Source organism: Pseudomonas sp. SG-MS2, from assembly GCF_009933855.1.
GTDB lineage: Bacteria > Pseudomonadota > Gammaproteobacteria > Pseudomonadales > Pseudomonadaceae > Aquipseudomonas > Aquipseudomonas putida_E.
Genome location: NZ_MOMO01000124.1, coordinates 117778 through 132834 on the forward strand (window position 1 = coordinate 117778; position 15057 = coordinate 132834).

General features: G+C 56.5%; 19 protein-coding genes and 4 pseudogenes. 12 read left to right on the plus strand and 11 right to left on the minus strand.

The features are described 5' to 3' along the window. Nucleotides 1-343 precede the first annotated feature (343 nt). From BLX42_RS27180 to BLX42_RS10500, 3 genes are all read left to right on the plus strand, one after another. Nucleotides 344-523, plus strand: coding sequence for a hypothetical protein (locus BLX42_RS27180; protein WP_371926655.1), 180 nt, complete (start codon nt 344-346; stop codon nt 521-523). A 154-nt stretch (nt 524-677) separates the two neighbouring features. Beyond that, on the plus strand, nt 678-1691 hold the full coding sequence (locus BLX42_RS10495; RefSeq protein WP_161871743.1) for a DNA-binding protein: 1014 nt from the start codon (nt 678-680) through the stop codon (nt 1689-1691). Nucleotides 1692-1702: 11 nt separating this feature from the next. Next, a complete protein-coding gene (locus BLX42_RS10500; protein ID WP_161871744.1) occupies nt 1703-2131 on the plus strand; it encodes a type II toxin-antitoxin system death-on-curing family toxin in 429 nt (142 codons plus the stop codon). A 230-nt stretch (nt 2132-2361) separates the two neighbouring features. Here the strand turns inward: BLX42_RS10500 and BLX42_RS26855 are convergent. Then, nucleotides 2362-2491, minus strand: a pseudogene (locus BLX42_RS26855) (cupin domain-containing protein); the annotation flags it as partial. Nucleotides 2492-3105: 614 nt separating this feature from the next. Between BLX42_RS26855 and BLX42_RS10505 the strand changes: the two are divergent. After that, the gene (locus BLX42_RS10505) at nt 3106-3897 is read left to right on the plus strand and encodes a hypothetical protein (RefSeq protein ID WP_161871745.1); all 792 of its coding nucleotides are present in this window, start codon (nt 3106-3108) and stop codon (nt 3895-3897) included. A 44-nt stretch (nt 3898-3941) separates the two neighbouring features. Here the strand turns inward: BLX42_RS10505 and BLX42_RS10510 are convergent, their stop codons facing one another. From BLX42_RS10510 to BLX42_RS10525, 4 genes are all read right to left on the minus strand, one after another. Beyond that, nucleotides 3942-4526, minus strand: a complete 585-nt coding sequence (locus BLX42_RS10510) for a hypothetical protein (protein WP_161871746.1) — start codon at nt 4524-4526, stop codon at nt 3942-3944. A 780-nt stretch (nt 4527-5306) separates the two neighbouring features. Continuing rightward, entirely contained in the window at nt 5307-5615 is a 309-nt protein-coding gene (locus BLX42_RS10515) for a hypothetical protein (RefSeq protein ID WP_161871747.1), read from the minus strand. Next, nucleotides 5605-5853, minus strand: a complete 249-nt coding sequence (locus tag BLX42_RS10520) for a hypothetical protein (RefSeq protein ID WP_161871748.1) — start codon at nt 5851-5853, stop codon at nt 5605-5607. The genes BLX42_RS10515 and BLX42_RS10520 overlap by 11 nt, the downstream gene beginning before the upstream one ends. Before the next feature lie 41 nt (nt 5854-5894). Next, nucleotides 5895-6434, minus strand: a complete 540-nt coding sequence (locus BLX42_RS10525; RefSeq protein WP_161871749.1) for a hypothetical protein — start codon at nt 6432-6434, stop codon at nt 5895-5897. 100 nt (nt 6435-6534) lie between these two features. On the opposite strand from BLX42_RS10525, the gene BLX42_RS10530 reads away from it, so the two are divergent. After that, complete coding sequence (locus tag BLX42_RS10530) at nt 6535-6783, plus strand: helix-turn-helix domain-containing protein (RefSeq protein ID WP_161871750.1); 249 nt, start codon at nt 6535-6537, stop codon at nt 6781-6783. 22 nt (nt 6784-6805) lie between these two features. Further along, nucleotides 6806-7121, plus strand: a pseudogene (locus tag BLX42_RS10535) (MFS transporter); the annotation flags it as partial. A gap of 185 nt (nt 7122-7306) precedes the next feature. On the opposite strand, the pseudogene BLX42_RS10540 reads toward BLX42_RS10535, so the two are convergent. After that, a pseudogene (locus tag BLX42_RS10540) lies at nt 7307-7468 on the minus strand (transposase); the annotation flags it as partial. 434 nt (nt 7469-7902) lie between these two features. Between BLX42_RS10540 and BLX42_RS10545 the strand changes: the two are divergent. From BLX42_RS10545 to BLX42_RS10560, 4 genes are all read left to right on the plus strand, one after another. Next, a complete protein-coding gene (locus tag BLX42_RS10545) occupies nt 7903-8412 on the plus strand; it encodes a hypothetical protein (protein ID WP_046786971.1) in 510 nt (169 codons plus the stop codon). An 11-nt stretch (nt 8413-8423) separates the two neighbouring features. Continuing rightward, complete coding sequence (locus BLX42_RS10550; protein ID WP_046786970.1) at nt 8424-8954, plus strand: DUF5384 family protein; 531 nt, start codon at nt 8424-8426, stop codon at nt 8952-8954. A 58-nt stretch (nt 8955-9012) separates the two neighbouring features. After that, nucleotides 9013-9336: a hypothetical protein gene (locus BLX42_RS10555; protein ID WP_046786969.1), complete on the plus strand. Its 324-nt coding sequence runs from the start codon at nt 9013-9015 to the stop codon at nt 9334-9336. A 192-nt stretch (nt 9337-9528) separates the two neighbouring features. Beyond that, nucleotides 9529-9966 (plus strand): CBS domain-containing protein, encoded by a 438-nt coding sequence (locus BLX42_RS10560; protein ID WP_012312219.1) that lies wholly within the window; start codon nt 9529-9531, stop codon nt 9964-9966. Between the two features lie 6 nt (nt 9967-9972). Here the strand turns inward: BLX42_RS10560 and BLX42_RS10565 are convergent, their stop codons facing one another. The 3 genes from BLX42_RS10565 to BLX42_RS10575 form a co-directional block, all read right to left on the minus strand. Further along, nucleotides 9973-10611 carry a hypothetical protein gene (locus BLX42_RS10565; RefSeq protein WP_039601718.1) on the minus strand — a complete coding sequence of 213 codons (639 nt, stop codon included), beginning with the start codon at nt 10609-10611 and terminating at the stop codon, nt 9973-9975. Between the two features lie 70 nt (nt 10612-10681). Further along, complete coding sequence (locus BLX42_RS10570) at nt 10682-10924, minus strand: DUF2789 domain-containing protein (RefSeq protein WP_012312217.1); 243 nt, start codon at nt 10922-10924, stop codon at nt 10682-10684. A gap of 61 nt (nt 10925-10985) precedes the next feature. Beyond that, complete coding sequence (locus BLX42_RS10575; protein ID WP_039601719.1) at nt 10986-11444, minus strand: aminoacyl-tRNA deacylase; 459 nt, start codon at nt 11442-11444, stop codon at nt 10986-10988. A 96-nt stretch (nt 11445-11540) separates the two neighbouring features. Here BLX42_RS10575 and BLX42_RS10580 point away from each other — a divergent pair, with 96 nt between their 5' ends. Then, nucleotides 11541-12890 carry a nodulation protein NfeD gene (locus tag BLX42_RS10580; RefSeq protein WP_125923599.1) on the plus strand — a complete coding sequence of 450 codons (1350 nt, stop codon included), beginning with the start codon at nt 11541-11543 and terminating at the stop codon, nt 12888-12890. 2 nt (nt 12891-12892) lie between these two features. Further along, on the plus strand, nt 12893-13645 hold the full coding sequence (locus BLX42_RS10585) for a slipin family protein (RefSeq protein ID WP_012312214.1): 753 nt from the start codon (nt 12893-12895) through the stop codon (nt 13643-13645). Between the two features lie 28 nt (nt 13646-13673). Here the strand turns inward: BLX42_RS10585 and BLX42_RS10590 are convergent, their stop codons facing one another. Together BLX42_RS10590 and BLX42_RS10595 are read right to left on the minus strand one after the other, a co-directional pair. Further along, a complete protein-coding gene (locus tag BLX42_RS10590; protein WP_012312213.1) occupies nt 13674-14306 on the minus strand; it encodes a LysE family transporter in 633 nt (210 codons plus the stop codon). Between the two features lie 180 nt (nt 14307-14486). After that, nucleotides 14487-15057, minus strand: a pseudogene (locus tag BLX42_RS10595) (ABC transporter ATP-binding protein); the annotation flags it as partial.

The window sequence follows — 15057 nt, forward strand, 5'->3', positions numbered from 1 at the left end:
GCCACGTGACCAATTCATCTGACTGGACAGTTCTTTTTCCGGCTACCGCCCGGCCCCAGAAGCTGGACCGCTTCCTCTAAAAGCTTCCAGTGGGCTTTCGCTGTCGGCCTATTCCCCCACCAGCCCTTTTCCTGGTGGCTCTTGCGAATGACCGCAACGAGTCGATATCTGCCGATAATGGGCATCCGGCGGCGCGCTGGGTGATCCTATCGTTTTCAGGGCGCTTGCAGCTGCGTCCACTGCGCTCAAGGTGACGCAGGATGTAACGCGACGTGCCCTCCCCCTAGAGAAGCTGAATCAAGTACTCGACTTTGAAGAGCTTCCGGAGTTGAAGATTCACATCATGACTGAACGCGACGTCACAGAAATGCGGGCGCAGCAGCGTCTAGAAGAGGCTGAACGCAACGGAAACCTCGAAGGTGTTGAAGACGAAATAGAAACTTTGCGCTGGCTCGACAGCAGACGATTAACCCTGCTTGCTTTATGCTCGAAGCCCTACCACGAGATCACCCGTGATGCTTGAGAACTCGTCCGAAGGAGGCTTTCTGAGCTGTATACTCTGAGTATGTCCACGCCTGTGAACGCTAGGCTAACCTCAAACCAAGCTCCATAAAACGCAACCCAGCCTAAGCGCTCTCCACCCTAACGCCATAAAATACTGATTTCAAAGGGATCTCATGGCTACAGATTTCACTACTTCAGCCAAAGAAAGGCAAAACGTGTTGAACAATCGATACGCGCTCGAACACGCGGAGCGCCATCTCGCCCTTGGAGGAGTTAGCTACGATGGAGAAACTGTTTTCACGAAGCAACAGTTGATTGAGCTTTTCGACATCAGTGAAGCGACCATCGAGCGCTACATAACAGGCCATGCAGACGAGCTGAAGGCAAATGGCTATCGCCTTATAAAGGGAAAAAATCTTAAGGATTTCAAAGAGTTAGCTTATGGTACCCTCATCAGCGAGGGTACCAAAACCAGCATTTTGGGATTGTTCACATTCCGTTCGCTATTGAATTTGGCAATGCTATTGACCGAAAGCGAGCAAGCAAAAATCATCCGTTCAAGGGTCCTTGACATTGTGATTGACGTTATGGCAGAGCGCTCAGGTGGCCATACAAAATTTATCAATCAACGAGATCAAGATTACCTTCCTGCCGCCTATCAAGAACACAGTCATCGAGCAGAGTTCACTACCGCGCTTGGGCAATATTTAGACATGGGTCCTGTTAAGTTCGGTCTGTACACGAACAAAATATACCAAGCGATATTCCATGAAAACGCTGCAGAATATAAAAAGGTATTAAAGCTCGCCGAAAAAGACAATATGCGTGAAACTTTGTATGCGGAGGTCATTCGCGCCATTGCTAGCTTCGAGAGTGGTTTAGCTAGTGACATGAAAAACTTCTACGATCAGCACCAACGAAAACTAAAACCCTCTGATCTGGACACCTTGATTAAAAATGCTGAAAACAGCCCATATTTGAGGCCGGTCTTGAACGAAGCCCGCACCAAAATGGCCAGCCGAGATCTTTGCTTCAGAGAAGCGCTCCATGAAAAGCTGGAGGCCTATATTCAAGCGGTACCTGAAGGAGACTTTGATAAGTTTCTCGGTGAGACTAGCAAGTCTCTAGAAGAGCGACTTTCCGACCCAGAGCTGCTAGCAGTATTTAAACGACTGAAAGATCGATAGCGGGAAAACCCATGTTCCTGTATTTTGATGTAAACCACGCAATCGAGGTCCATGACTGGATAATTTCAAATTCAGGAGGAAGACCGGGAATATTCAATATTGGCAACTTGGAAAGCCCACTCGAACACGTGAAGAATGATGACTACTACCCCTCCATCGAAGAAAAACTTACATTTCTTGTTTACTCGATAAATAAGAACCATGCATTCAATGATGGAAACAAGCGATCATCAATCGCACTAGGTGCATACCTACTAAAACTTAACGGATACGGATATGTCGTGCCTGATTTCATTTCCAAGATGGAAAACATTGCTGTGTGGGTTGCGGACAATGTCGTTAACAGGGATCTCCTACACGAACTACTAACCTCAATGATTTATGAGGAAGATTTCTCCGAGGAACTGAAGCTGAAGCTGGTTTCGGCCATTCCTCTATGAAAGCTCCTATGCTTCGCCGCCGCACCGTCTGATTAGGCTTGCATCGTTCCGGCTTGCTGGATAGCGTAGGGTGACATCAACCGCCTCACATAGGTGTGACACTGCCTCAAGTATCCAGCGTTGACGCCGCAGAAAATGAGCGTGCCATCAGTCGTGGGTTCGAATCCCGCCGAGTGAGCCATCTTCTTTCCCTTGTGTCACAAGGGGTTAGCGCTTCTGACAGAAGCCTGTCGTACCACCTTAAATTGGTAGTAGTTCATTTCCGCGACGACCCTTGGGCTCCATGGCTGCTCGATCAGAGAAGCTTTTTTGAGTCAGGTTCACAGGCTGTGATGCTAATTGCTGATGCGTGCTGGACATAGCTGATCCTCTCTAATTTGGAGTGACCAGCCTATCGAACGGAAAGCGCGCTGTTCTTGTACGATCCTGCAACTTAGCGAACAGTGCGTAACCGCCCAAACCTCAGGCGCAGAGGATCAGCGAGGGATGATGGTCGTGGAATCCTTACTCAGCGAATGCGGTCTGCTTGAAATCACTAAGCGAAGATCCGGTTAAAAATCTGTCCTACCTGATCGCTTTGCCACAAGCAAAAACTGACCTCTCAGATCAATTGAGAGATAGCCAGATGTCAGTAGATTACGAAACCATCCAAAAAATACAGAAGCTCGGCGACGACGTTCTCGTGGGTGTTGCAGAAGTCGCCGCATTGACCGGGTTCAGCGTACTCACTGTACGCCAGCGCAAACTGCCCGGCCTTGAGCCTGTACATGGGTTATCGAGGCTTAGGTGGAGACTCGGGGACCTCAGGACCTGGATGCGTACCGGGGATACGAGTACCCCGCAGCCACCAAGAGAGGTTGTGCTTTCAAAGCCGAAGCGCACGGGCCGACCTACGAAAAAGGCACAAGTGGAGGCGCGACAATGATTGATGCTTCGATCCGGCTCCTATTTTTGTCCACGGCGGAGCAATGATCATGGGCAGACAGAGAACCATCAGAGATCAGAACTTCTGGCGATCGCCACGCCTCCTGAATTGCACGACCGAAGATAAGGTTGCATTGCTACACCTATTGACCGCACCTGACAGCAACATTACAGGTGTTTACCCGCTTGTACCGCGAATTGCGGGCGCTGAGCTTGGATGGACCGCAGATCAATGGCTACAGGTTATCCATCGGCTGCAGGACGAAGATCTTGTCAGGTATGACCACAACCGCTTCGTTGTCTGGGTGCGCCTTTGGTGGGACCACCACTCGGCAAGCCAAGTAACGGGGCCGAAGCTGAGAGACAGAGCGATCGGAGAAATCCGTCGGATACCTGGCGAATGGCTTGATGAATTCCTGAATGACTTCAAAGATCGACTGACTGGCGATCAGCAACGCCTGGTGGAGGAATTGCTGCAACCAGACCGTCCACGTGCAACTGGAGAGGTACCGATATCACAGCAATGCGGTATCGATACCCTATCTACCAATGTCTGGCCTAACAACAAACCTCAACAGAAATCACTAACCGAAACGTCGGGTGTGGGCTCTCGTAAGCTGGATATGTCGGGCATTCCTTCCGAACACCAGACAGATGTACACAGGGGAATAGTCAAAGCCATGACCAGCGGTAAGCTCCGCTTTGCGCCCCAGGTGGTCGTTAACGCAATGGCTGAAAATTACCGCTCGGCCTCTAGCAAGCCACAAAACGCAATGGCCCTCACGCTGTACTTAGCAGAGCACCTGAAAAACGCCCCCTCAGCCAACGGCTCAAAGCCCTGAGCTCGTTCAAACGAGAAATACGGGGGTGACGGCTACGGTTGCTTTCATTCGTCCGGGACTGATTCGAAACCTAGGATCAGTGCCAATTCGCGATTGGATGAATCGACACGCAGGCGGCTAACCAGTCCCTGCTCTCGCTCCTGCTGTTTGAGCAGATAGGCATCGTCAAAGCATTGCACGATGTCATGCTCATTCAAGATTTTCGCCGAGACCTGTCGTTTTAGCCGATTGATTATCTTTCGAGCGCTGAGCTGGGCTGCCTCTCGCACATGCGCACGCATGAGGACATCTCGAAAAACCCAGTCCGATATCCAACCTTTCGTGAATGCCCAAAACACCAAACGCTGGAAGGTATCCCAAGCCATGCGTGATTGCCCGCTGAGGTAGCGCCTGAGCACTCGACCGTCAGCATCTCCGAAGCCGGACACTTTCAGCTCAGCAAGCTGACGTTCAAGCTGCACTTTAGACATGCCTGATTTCAAGCCAATCCCGGTGAACAGGTACTCGATCAAATCAACGGGCACGCGGACCACGAAGTTTTTCCTGCCGGTGTCTTGATGATGCCTGATCTCACGAAAGACAGCCTGCAGGGCTTCAGTTGGCTCAATATCCTGGGTACTTAGCTTCATACAGCTATTGTTCGATCACTCCGCTGATCTGTCAAAGCGATGCAACCATTCAAAGCGCGGCCTTCGTGCCCCTTATGGTTGCCCTCGTTCATTCTTGGGCCGTCATCACCTGCCTACCGTTGGGACGGGTGCCTTGGAGCAAGCTGGGCTCAATCTCGACCTCACCCGAGTAAACCAATGGTGTGCCGCATCTGGTAAATACAGCACTCCTGTTAGGTTCGGCTTTCTGCACTGACCGTAATGCCAGCCGCCAATTTTTCTTCAACCATTCAGTCACCATCTCACTGCACCTCGTACCTGGCCATTTGTGCGCTAGCGGTAGACAAAAATCTTCCGTTCCTGCTACTTAACCGTTGCCCCAATCGTCTTCAACATGCTTCCTCAGAAAGCTTTTCTAGGTCCTGTTTTTTGCAGATGCCGTAAACCGCCAGGGTCGCGAACATGTTCGCGAACGAGTCTCTACCTACTCATCGGTCACGTTCCCGCCACCATCCCTCAAAGGATGCTCTTCCTGCGTCCCCTATACTCGACTTTGGGATCCTTATGAACCTGCACCAGCAAACTCATTCGCCTATTCCCGAAGTTGTTACGTCCAAGCTAGCTGGAATCAGGACAGGGTAGGGTTTGTACTCCCGCCATGAATGGCGTACGTACAACCGGCAAAGCGGCAGTCGTTCCACTCTCTTGCTTTTGCCTACCGTCCCTGCTCAGGGCAAGCCCCGAGACCCGTTGAAGCGAAAAGCCCCATGGTGTTCGTCTACACCCCTTGAAGCTGAGGTGTCACAGATCGTCAGGTATGCCACACAGAGCAAGAATCTCATGCTCAGCCAATCCTTGGGCCCGCTGCGCCAGCCCGTGAGGCGATACGAGCGCGTTTTGTTCTAGACGTTGCTGTTTGAGCAACCGCTCCAGCAACAACAACTCACCATCGGCTTCAAGCTCACGAAGTCGCCCAGAAGAATTGAGTGCCCAGCGGTCAAGGATTTGCCAACCACGTGCGTGATACGAGGTCGACCGGAGGACAGAATCGATGGTCGTATTCGACAAAACTCCAGAAGCAATTTTCAACGGCTCGTGGTCAGTCAGCATTAGCTAGTCCCTTTTTCTGCAAAAGATTGATCAATCGAGTGTTCTGCCCAATGGTGGATGGCCGGAAACCACCTTTGATCACCAGCTCTCGAATGTGAGCATGTGAGAACCCCAGCGCGTACAAAGTGGCACGGTCCCTAGAGGCCAGCGCTTGGTTGGCTAACCGCATGGTGGCATTCGCCCTCTTCAGCTGGACGATATCCTCATGCCAAACATCATCAACGCTCACTTCACTCATTAGGCCACCCCGAATGGATAACTAAAGGCTCCTTCAGCAGTTTAGGTGTTGAAGACGGTACGCAACCGCGCCTCAGTACTGGCAACGTCAGACGGCCTCAGCGCTAGGCTGAACGTTGGGATCTTCAGATCGCTGGTCAACAGCTCAAGCCGGTGATTGCTTTTGCCCACGGGCAGGATGCGCCACGAACGAATTTCGTCTAATCGGAAGAAGTGGGCCTCGCGACCTACTGGATAGGCTAGCAACCGATTCGATTTCAGATCGACACCAACGTACGCATCGTTGATTTTTGCGTACACCTCTACCTCAGGATTGAATCCCTCAGCTCGATAACTAGAGGCCATGCTCCTCAGCTTTTCGGCATAGCTTTGGTTGATTCGATAGAACAGCCACCCTCCTCCAATAAAATAAAGGGCCAGGGCCCAGAACAGCCACCGGATTGCCGGGTCTTCGCCGCTGGTGAACCCAAGAAAAAATGGCAGGTTGAAGCCAGAGAAAACCACCACAACCAGCAAGAGCGCACCCACCGGGACACACCCCACGGCCCACGCGACTCGAAACAGCTCCCAGACCAGTCTCATACAGCCTCCCAGACGAACTGAATCATCCCAAAATAACTGAAAATCAGATATCCCAAAAGCAGATATAGCTTGGTCAGCCGCCCTTTGCACGGATACGGCTATGACCAAAGCTATCTATCGACGCGAGCATGTGATCTTTCTTCAGGAGCTAAAGCGTATGCGCGTCGAGTCAGGGATGACGCAGGCTCAATGCTCCGCCGCACTGGGGAGGCCGCAGTCGTTCATGAGCGATGTGGAGAGAGGAGTAAGACGGTTAGACATGGTGCAGCTTCGGGACCTATGCCTAGTCTTGGGTAACGATCTTGTCAGATTTACCAACGCTTTTGAGCAAGCACTCAGTCAGTCCTGAAACGGTCCCCAGGGAAACGCCTTGGCTGGCCATGCTGCCCATTGCCATATGGGGGGGCTGTGGGCTGGGCGTTGCAAGTACCGCAGAACAATGAGCTGATCCCCGTTCGAGACGAACACGGCGACGGCAACCTGGCCGTAGCCCTGAACGAGTCGGCGTTGTACCTGGGCAGCGCCATTGGCGCGGCTGCGGGAGGCTTGATGTTGTTGACGCAGTGGCCCACCTGGACCCTGGCCATTGGCGCTGGCGCCGTGGCCTTCGTTGGCGTGCTTCTGCAGTTGCTTAACCTGCGGGGCCAAAAGGCGCAAAAGCTGGTGATCGACTCGACATATCATTGATCGCTGAACGCCCAACGGGGCTCGCCATAAGCCATGTCCCTGGGTACCTCTTAAAAAGGGAGACGTTAAGGAAACTCCGAACAAGCTGCTCATCAGCCGGAAATGGACGGATTGGGGATGCCGAAAAGCCCGATTTTCAGCCGCTGATTAATGAATAACCAAGGCAAAGCCTTGGTTATCTGCCCTCAAGGGTGCACCTCTCCCGCAGCACGCAATAATTGTCGGCGCACCATCCACAGATTCGACAGAGCAAACAGCGTGGTCAGTTGCGCCGTGTTCTTGGCTAAGCCACGGACGCGGGTTTTCACATAGCCGAATTGCCGCTTGATCACACGGAATGTGTCTTCGGGGATTGGAGCGCTGAGCGTCAGACGAGCAAACTGGCGCGCCGATAACGCGATGCCACAAATTTGCCACACTCGCCTCGCTAACAGGCGCGAAAACCCGCTATCCCCAGCTACCACAACCCATTGAAATTCCAGCTAATCCCCGCTAACGTACTGATTCCAAACGCCGACTTTTAGGACTCCGAAGGCAGGGGTCGTGGGTTCGAATCCCGCCGAGTGCGCCATCTTGATAACGAAGCCCGCCATGCGCGGGCTTCGTCGTTTCTGCAAGGCCTCGCCCTTCAGTCCACCTTTATTCCCAACAGCGATAACCTCAGGCTCCTTTAGCTCTCGTGGCTTTACCTCATTGAATTCATCTGATTACAATGATGGCATTATGCCTCATCCATGTAATGGATTGCGCTCGGTTACCCATACCCTCCAGGGACTTAGGAATGAAAATGCTGAAACACTGCCTGGCCTTTACCATCGCTGCGACGCTCGTAGGTTGCCAGGCGACCGGTGAGCAATACCAATCCGACGTGTTTGATGCCAGCCAGGTGAATACCCAGCAGGAAGCCAAGACCGTGAAAATCATCACGGTCTCGCCGACCAGGATCAAAGTCAGCAACGAGAAAAACAAAAAGGCCGCGATGATGGTTGGCGGTGTGCTGGGTGCACTAGGTGGCGCGGCCCTGGGTGCTGGCCACAACAAGGACACTGCGATCATCGGCGGCGTGGCCGGCGGCGGTGCTGGCGCCCTTGCAGGGTCATTTGTCAATGACACTTCGTTGGTGCCTGGCGTACTGATCGGCTACTCGGAAAACGGCAAGATCTACACTTCGGCCCAGGTCGGCCGCCCGTGCGATTACGAAGTGGGTGGCATCTCTCTGATGGTCATGACCATTTCCAACGAAACTCGCATCCAGCCGAATGCGACATGCCCAGATCCGAAAAAGAGCTGAGGCCTGAGAACATGAAGCACTTTGTTCTGGGTACCGCCCTTGCGCTGTCTGCCGCCACTGCCGCAGCGGGCCAGTTCGACCAGCTCTATCAGATCGAACAGCAGACCAAACAGTCCCAAGCTGCGCTGGAAGCCGAACGCCTACGCCAGGCAGCCGCTGCTCAACAGCGTGCCGAGGCTCGCGAAGCCGCAGCCCGCCAGCAGCGAGCCTCGTCTCAACGTGCGGCTGCGCAGCGTGCGGCCGAGCAACAGCAAGCGCAGGCTGTCGAACGCAAACGCGTTCAAGGCCGCGAAGAAGCCTATGAAGATGACTTGCGCGCACTGGAGCTGGAAGAACGACGTCTGGCCCTGCAAGCCAAAAAAGCCAAGGTCGCCCGCGCCAACGACTACATCGATGCCGAGCTGCGTGACAGTGCCGCACGCACCGACGTGATCCAGTCCAATGCCGACGCCGCACGCAACGTCACATCAGGCGCCAAGTCGCTGCTGGAAGATGCCGGCAAGGCTGAAGTGAAACGCGCTGGCAGTCTGTTCGGCGAATAACCATCAACAATGCCGTCCCGGTCAAACGACCGGGATCGCCCATTGTAGAGACCTCATCATGCTACGTCTGATCATGCTGGCTTCAGCCAGCCTGTTGCTTGGCGGTTGCCTGCAAGAAGAAACACCGTTTCCGACCGTGGACCTGCACGGTCGCCTGGAAGTCGACCATCCGATGACCACTTCGCGCCAGGCGCAGGGTATCGAGGGCGAATACTTCAAGCGCGTGCTGAGCGTGAACGGCCAGGATATGGCCTTCAACGATTTCGTCAAACAGTACTGCCCTGATAGCAACACGCGTAACGAAACCTGCCTCAAGGCCTTTCGCATCAAAAAGATCGATGATGTCAGTGGCGCCACAAGGTTCCTACCCAACGGCCTGTGATCAACCGCAAAATGACGCGCACCAAAAGGCTCAGGCACCTGCCTGAGCCTTTTTCGTTTGAGCAACCAGACCAGCACCGCCCATGACGTTTTTCAATCGACTCGATGCCGTTTCCTGCATTGCCGTGCAGGCCACCGTGCCGGATGCTTTAGTTACTCCAAGAGCTCGTTTTTTCCACCCGCAGAGGCCTGTATGAAGAACGTCGAACAAATCCTCAAGACCAAGTCCCAGCACCAGACCGTCTACACCATCGGCCCTGATGACTCGGTGCTCGACGCCCTGAAAATGCTGGCGGAGAAAAACGTCGGTGCGCTGCCGGTGGTGGAGAACAACCAGGTAGTGGGAATCGTCAGCGAGCGTGACTATGCCCGTAAGCTCGTGCTCAAGGGGCGCTCTTCGGCGGCCACGCCAGTGCGGGAAATCATGAGTGCACCTGTGGTCACGGTGGAGCCCAAGCAGAATCTTGAGTACTGCATGAACCTGATGACCAACCGCCACCTGCGCCACCTGCCAGTGGTCAGCAATGGCGAGCTGCTCGGGCTGCTGTCGATCGGCGACCTGGTCAAGGAAACCATCGCCGAACAGGCCAGCCTGATCCTGCAGCTGGAGCAGTACATCCGCGGCGAATGACCAGGCTCAATGGTAGGCGCGCTCCAGTTCGTCCAACTGATGGTCGAAGCTGCGCAGGCGCGCCGACCAGGTATACACCAGCACTTCAAGATCACGATTGAGTACTGCCGTGTTGCCTTGGCCACTGCTCAGGGGCTCGCACAGGTCGAGTTGGTAACGCTCGCGTGCCATGGCCGTGGCCACACTGGAGAGATCGCGGGCGTTGGCCAGCCAGTGATGCTGATGATCGTGGATCTCGCGGTCCAGCACCCGGCACTGGCGCTTGAGCGCATCCAGGCTTTGCTCCAGGGGTGTGCCCTTGAGCTCGCCCATCACCTCCTCGAAGGTGCGACCCGAATGCCAATAGCTGCCCCAGAAATACCGGTCGAAAACCGTCTCTACCCGGCGTAGCGCTACCTTGGTGTTCCAGATGGTGAGCAATGTTCGCCCCTGGATCACCTCGCGCTTGTTCAGGTGCAGTTGCTGCCAGGCGATCCACGTCAGGCCCAGCAGCGCGACCGCCGCCGCGACTGCCGCCGCAGCGTACAGAAACTGCACAGCCTGGCTCATCTGGTGTGTATGGCGGATACCATAGAAGTAACCAGCCGTCAGGGTGCCCAGGATGGTCACGGTGCACCAGAAACCTGGTGCGTAGGGATCTTTCATCGCGCATATCCCCTTATTGTTTTCCTGAGCATAGCAACGGCCGATCACTCGTCAGGTGCCGCTCGGCGCTTTATTTGCGGGGGCGGCGCAACGCTTCGTTGAGTTGATCGAAGGGCACTGCCCAATCGGAATCTTCAATGATGCTTTCCTTGAGAAAAGCGCGCTGGGAGTCGCTCCAGAACGGCGCATCCACCAGCTTGATCTCGTTTTTCAGCGGTGAATGGCTGGTGATGAACTGATCGATGCTCTGAGGATCGTCGGGCAAGCCCAACTGCTTGAACAGCTCGGAAAAGTGATGGGTAGGCGCTTCCATGTTTCCTCCTGGGTACCGGGCGGGCCGTCCACGACGCCAGCCCGGCATTGGTTTGAGAACATCAGCACAGCTCGCGTACTTCGGCTTGCGGCACCAGTTTCAGGTACTGCTCCATGCTCATGTGGATCAGGTGATCGTGGTCACCTGCCTCCAGGTAGACATCGCCCTGGCGGGTAAGACTCGAATCGAGCAGCATCTTTATCTGATAAGCGTCACCCATTGCCGGGATGGCGCCACGCTCGCAGTCACCGAACAAGCTCGGCAGGCCGCTTTCGCGGGTCAGTTGCCAGGCGCCAGACATGCGTACCTTGCTCATGTCCAGGTGCCGATTGGCAGGCAGCACCGCCATGATGTAGTTGCCATGGCGGTCGTCGAGCATGACCGACTTGGCAACCCGCTCGGCCGGCACACCAGCCGTACGCGCCGATTCCAGGCTGGTCGCCGAGTGGGGATGGGGAATGATGTCGTAGTCGCAGTTGGCCTGGTCCAGGCGCTGCTGCAGGGTCTTGGCCATTCGCATGATGCACCTCCGGTTTCGCCCCCATCTCCAATTTTAGGCCCTGCCTGGGCAGGCATGGCTAAACTTGGGGTATAGAAGTGAACAAGGTGACGACAGGTGATCGCTCGCTGCTGGCGCTGGTGGTTATTGGTGCTGATGCTTGGCCTCGCCCCGGGCAGCCAGGCCGCGCCTGGGGCGATCTGGGTGCTGAGCATCGATGATGCCATAGGGCCGGCCAGCGCCGACTATGTGGTGCGCGGCCTGGATCAGGCCAAGGAACAAGGCGCGCAACTGGTGGTGATCCGCATGGATACACCCGGCGGCCTGGACAGCGCCATGCGCCAGATCATCAAGGTCATCCTCGCCAGCCCCGTGCCGGTTGCGACCTTCGTTGCCCCAGGCGGTGCCCGTGCTGCCAGCGCTGGCACCTACATCCTGTATGCCAGCCACGTGGCGGCCATGGCGCCGGGGACCAACCTCGGCGCCGCCACCCCCGTGCAGATTGGCGGCCCTGCAGGTACACCAAAGGATGACAAGGCCAAGCCCGACGCCAATGAACAAGCCCTTGCGCGCAAGCAGGTGAACGATGCAGCCGCTTATATCCGCGGCCTGGCGCAGCTGCGCGGGCGCAACGCCGACTGGGCGGAAAAGGCTGTACGCGAAGCGGTAAGCCTGTCGGCCAGCGAAGCGCTCAAGCAGAAGGTGATCGACCACATGGCCAACGACCTGCCTGACCTGCTGCGCCAGCTCGACGGCAAGACCCTGATCGCCGCTGACCAGCCGCGCCAGTTGCAGACCCGCGACGCCAACCTGGCCGAGCATCTGCCGGACTGGCGCACGCGCCTCTTGGCCGTGATCACCAACCCCAGCGTGGCACTGATCCTGATCATGATCGGCGTCTATGGCCTGCTGTTCGAGTTCATGAACCCTGGCTCCGGCGTGGGCGGCGTGGTCGGTGGCATCTGCCTGTTGCTGGCGCTGTATGCCCTGCAATTGCTACCGGTGAGCTTTGCCGGTGTCGCGCTGGTCATGCTCGGTATCGCCTTCATGATCGCCGAGGCGTTCCTGCCCAGTTTTGGTGTGGTCGGCTTTGGCGGCATCGTGGCGTTCGTGGTGGGCGCGGTCATCCTGATAGACACCGACGCCCCCGGCTTTGGCATTCCGCTGGCGTTGATCGCGAGCCTGGCGGTGCTCTCGGCATTGTTGATCGGTGGCGTGTTGGGCATGGCCCTCAAAGCTCGCAAGCGGGCCTTGGTCAGCGGTGATGCCGGCCTGGTCGGCAGCCTGGTGAGTGTCTCTCAGGTGGTGGCAGGCAATCCGTTCTGTGGCGCGGTAATGGCCCAGGGCGAACAATGGCAGGTCCAGTGCACTACGCCCTTGCAGCTCGGCCAGCAGGTGCGGGTCACCGCGCGTCATGGCGTGATGCTCGAAGTGAGCGCTGCTGCCCCTACAGCGCAAGGAGAATGACGATGTTCATGCAATTGGGTTTCGGCGCCCTGCTGATGCTGCTGGGCGTCTTACTGCTGTCGGCGTTTCGTATCTTGCGCGAATACGAGCGCGGCGTGGTGTTCCAGCTGGGGCGCTTCTGGCAGGTCAAAGGCCCAGGGCTGATCCTGCTCATCCCCGTGATCCAGCAGATGGTTCGGGTGGATCTGCGCACCGTGGTGTTGGATGTACCGCCGCAGGATGTGATCACCCGCGACAACGTGTCAGTGAAGGTCAATGCAGTGCTGTACTTCCGTGTGCTCGACCCTCAGAAAGCGATCATCCAGGTCGAAGACTTCCTGGTCGCCACAAGCCAGCTGGCACAGACAACGCTACGCGCGGTGCTGGGTAAGCACGAACTTGACGAGCTGCTGGCCGAGCGCGAGCAGTTGAACCTGGATATCCGCCAGGTGCTGGACGCGCAAACCGATGCCTGGGGCATCAAGGTGGCCAACGTCGAGATCAAGCACGTCGACCTCAACGAATCGATGGTCCGCGCCATTGCCCGTCAGGCCGAAGCCGAGCGTGAACGCCGGGCCAAGGTCATCCACGCCGAAGGGGAACTGCAGGCGTCGGAGAAGTTGATGCAGGCCGCGCAGATGCTCAGCAAGGAGCCGGGGGCCATGCAGTTGCGCTACATGCAGACGCTGGGGTCGATTGCCGGGGACAAGACATCGACCATCGTGTTTCCGATGCCGTTGGACTTGCTCAAGGGGATGATGGACCGAGAGAAATGAGGGGCCTGCGCAAGGCCCCGCAAATCGGTCAGACAGGTGCGCGGCGCAAGGTCGCCAGGAACGTGGCAGCACCAATGAACAAGCCCGCGAACGTCCGGTTCAAACGCTTCTGTTGCTTGGGGGTGCGCAACAGGCGCAGCACCCGCGAAGCCAAGCCGGTATAACCCGCCATCACCAGCATGTCGACGGTGACCATGGTGACCGTGATCGCCACGTATTGTGGCAACAGCGGAGCATGCGGGTTGATGAACTGCGGCAGTACAGCGAGCATGAACACCAGCGCCTTGGGGTTGCTGACGTTGACCAGGAAACCTCGGAACACCAGGCTCAACGGCTTGCCGATCGGACGCACGGCGGACTCATCGGTCATGTCCATCGGCAAAGCGCGCCATTGCTTGTAGGCCAGGTAGACCAGGTAGGCGACGCCGAACCATTTGATGATGGTGAACGCTGTAGCGGAAGCGGCAAGGATGGCGCCGACACCCGCTGCGATGATGGCAATCTGCACGACCAGGCCAATCTGCAGGCCCAGCGCGTTCCAGTAGCCGCGCCAGAAACCATATTGCAGGCCGCTGGACATCGAGGCGATCGCCCCGGCCCCGGGTGAAAGGCTGATCACCCAACACGCGGCAAAGAAGCCCAACCACACTTCCATCGACATCACACACCTCGCTCGAACATATGTTGCAAAACGTTAAGCTAAGGTTTTGGCGAAAAAATAACCAGCGAATTTTGCAGAGCTCAAAGGCAAGCCGGGTATTTCGGGTGTGCTGTAAATGCCCGGCCTGACATCCGCAAATCCTATAGCGATCTGGCCCTCAAGCCTGCGCCAACCCAGGCTTCAGGACAGCGCCTCAAGCTCGGCCTGCATGCTCTCCAACGTTTCCAGGGCTTGCATCCAGCCTTCCTCGAGTTCGCCTTCACGCTGCTTGAGCTTGCTCTGGCGGGCCAGCAGGTCGCGCAGTTCATCTTTGCGCGCCACCTCGTAGAGGCCGCTGTCGCCCAAGGCGGTTTCGATCTCGGCCAGTTGCGCATGCACCTGGTTGAGCTCGGCCTCCAGCTTGTCGGCAGCCTTCTTGTGCGGTGCCAGTTGCTGGCGCAAGGCAGCGGCGGCCTGGCGCTGGGCCTTCTTGTCGGTCTTGTCCGGGTTGGCCGGCGCGTTGCTAGCCGGTGCGCTGCGCTGCCGGTACTCGACCAGCCAACGGCTGTAGTCGTCCAGGTCGCCATCGAAGGTATCGACCTTGCCATCGGCCACCAGCAGGAAATCGTCGGTGGTGCTCTTGAGCAAGTGGCGGTCGTGGGACACGACTACCACGGCACCGGCAAACTCCTGCAACGCCATGGTCAGCGCCAGGCGCATTTCCAGGTCCAGGTGGTTGGTCGGTTCGTCGAGCAGCAGCAGGTTTGGCCGC

What these genes read in the sequence shown, in the direction of transcription:
- BLX42_RS27180 (WP_371926655.1), top strand. Translation starts at nt 344, where the DNA reads ATGACTGAACGCGACGTCACAGAAATGCGGGCGCAGCAGCGTCTAGAA.
- BLX42_RS10495 (WP_161871743.1), top strand. Translation starts at nt 678, where the DNA reads ATGGCTACAGATTTCACTACTTCAGCCAAAGAAAGGCAAAACGTGTTG.
- BLX42_RS10500 (WP_161871744.1), top strand. Translation starts at nt 1,703, where the DNA reads ATGTTCCTGTATTTTGATGTAAACCACGCAATCGAGGTCCATGACTGG.
- BLX42_RS10505 (WP_161871745.1), top strand. Translation starts at nt 3,106, where the DNA reads ATGGGCAGACAGAGAACCATCAGAGATCAGAACTTCTGGCGATCGCCA.
- BLX42_RS10510 (WP_161871746.1), bottom strand. Translation starts at nt 4,526, where the DNA reads ATGAAGCTAAGTACCCAGGATATTGAGCCAACTGAAGCCCTGCAGGCT.
- BLX42_RS10515 (WP_161871747.1), bottom strand. Translation starts at nt 5,615, where the DNA reads ATGCTGACTGACCACGAGCCGTTGAAAATTGCTTCTGGAGTTTTGTCG.
- BLX42_RS10520 (WP_161871748.1), bottom strand. Translation starts at nt 5,853, where the DNA reads ATGAGTGAAGTGAGCGTTGATGATGTTTGGCATGAGGATATCGTCCAG.
- BLX42_RS10525 (WP_161871749.1), bottom strand. Translation starts at nt 6,434, where the DNA reads ATGAGACTGGTCTGGGAGCTGTTTCGAGTCGCGTGGGCCGTGGGGTGT.
- BLX42_RS10530 (WP_161871750.1), top strand. Translation starts at nt 6,535, where the DNA reads ATGACCAAAGCTATCTATCGACGCGAGCATGTGATCTTTCTTCAGGAG.
- BLX42_RS10545 (WP_046786971.1), top strand. Translation starts at nt 7,903, where the DNA reads ATGAAAATGCTGAAACACTGCCTGGCCTTTACCATCGCTGCGACGCTC.
- BLX42_RS10550 (WP_046786970.1), top strand. Translation starts at nt 8,424, where the DNA reads ATGAAGCACTTTGTTCTGGGTACCGCCCTTGCGCTGTCTGCCGCCACT.
- BLX42_RS10555 (WP_046786969.1), top strand. Translation starts at nt 9,013, where the DNA reads ATGCTACGTCTGATCATGCTGGCTTCAGCCAGCCTGTTGCTTGGCGGT.
- BLX42_RS10560 (WP_012312219.1), top strand. Translation starts at nt 9,529, where the DNA reads ATGAAGAACGTCGAACAAATCCTCAAGACCAAGTCCCAGCACCAGACC.
- BLX42_RS10565 (WP_039601718.1), bottom strand. Translation starts at nt 10,611, where the DNA reads ATGAAAGATCCCTACGCACCAGGTTTCTGGTGCACCGTGACCATCCTG.
- BLX42_RS10570 (WP_012312217.1), bottom strand. Translation starts at nt 10,924, where the DNA reads ATGGAAGCGCCTACCCATCACTTTTCCGAGCTGTTCAAGCAGTTGGGC.
- BLX42_RS10575 (WP_039601719.1), bottom strand. Translation starts at nt 11,444, where the DNA reads ATGCGAATGGCCAAGACCCTGCAGCAGCGCCTGGACCAGGCCAACTGC.
- BLX42_RS10585 (WP_012312214.1), top strand. Translation starts at nt 12,893, where the DNA reads ATGTTCATGCAATTGGGTTTCGGCGCCCTGCTGATGCTGCTGGGCGTC.
- BLX42_RS10590 (WP_012312213.1), bottom strand. Translation starts at nt 14,306, where the DNA reads ATGTCGATGGAAGTGTGGTTGGGCTTCTTTGCCGCGTGTTGGGTGATC.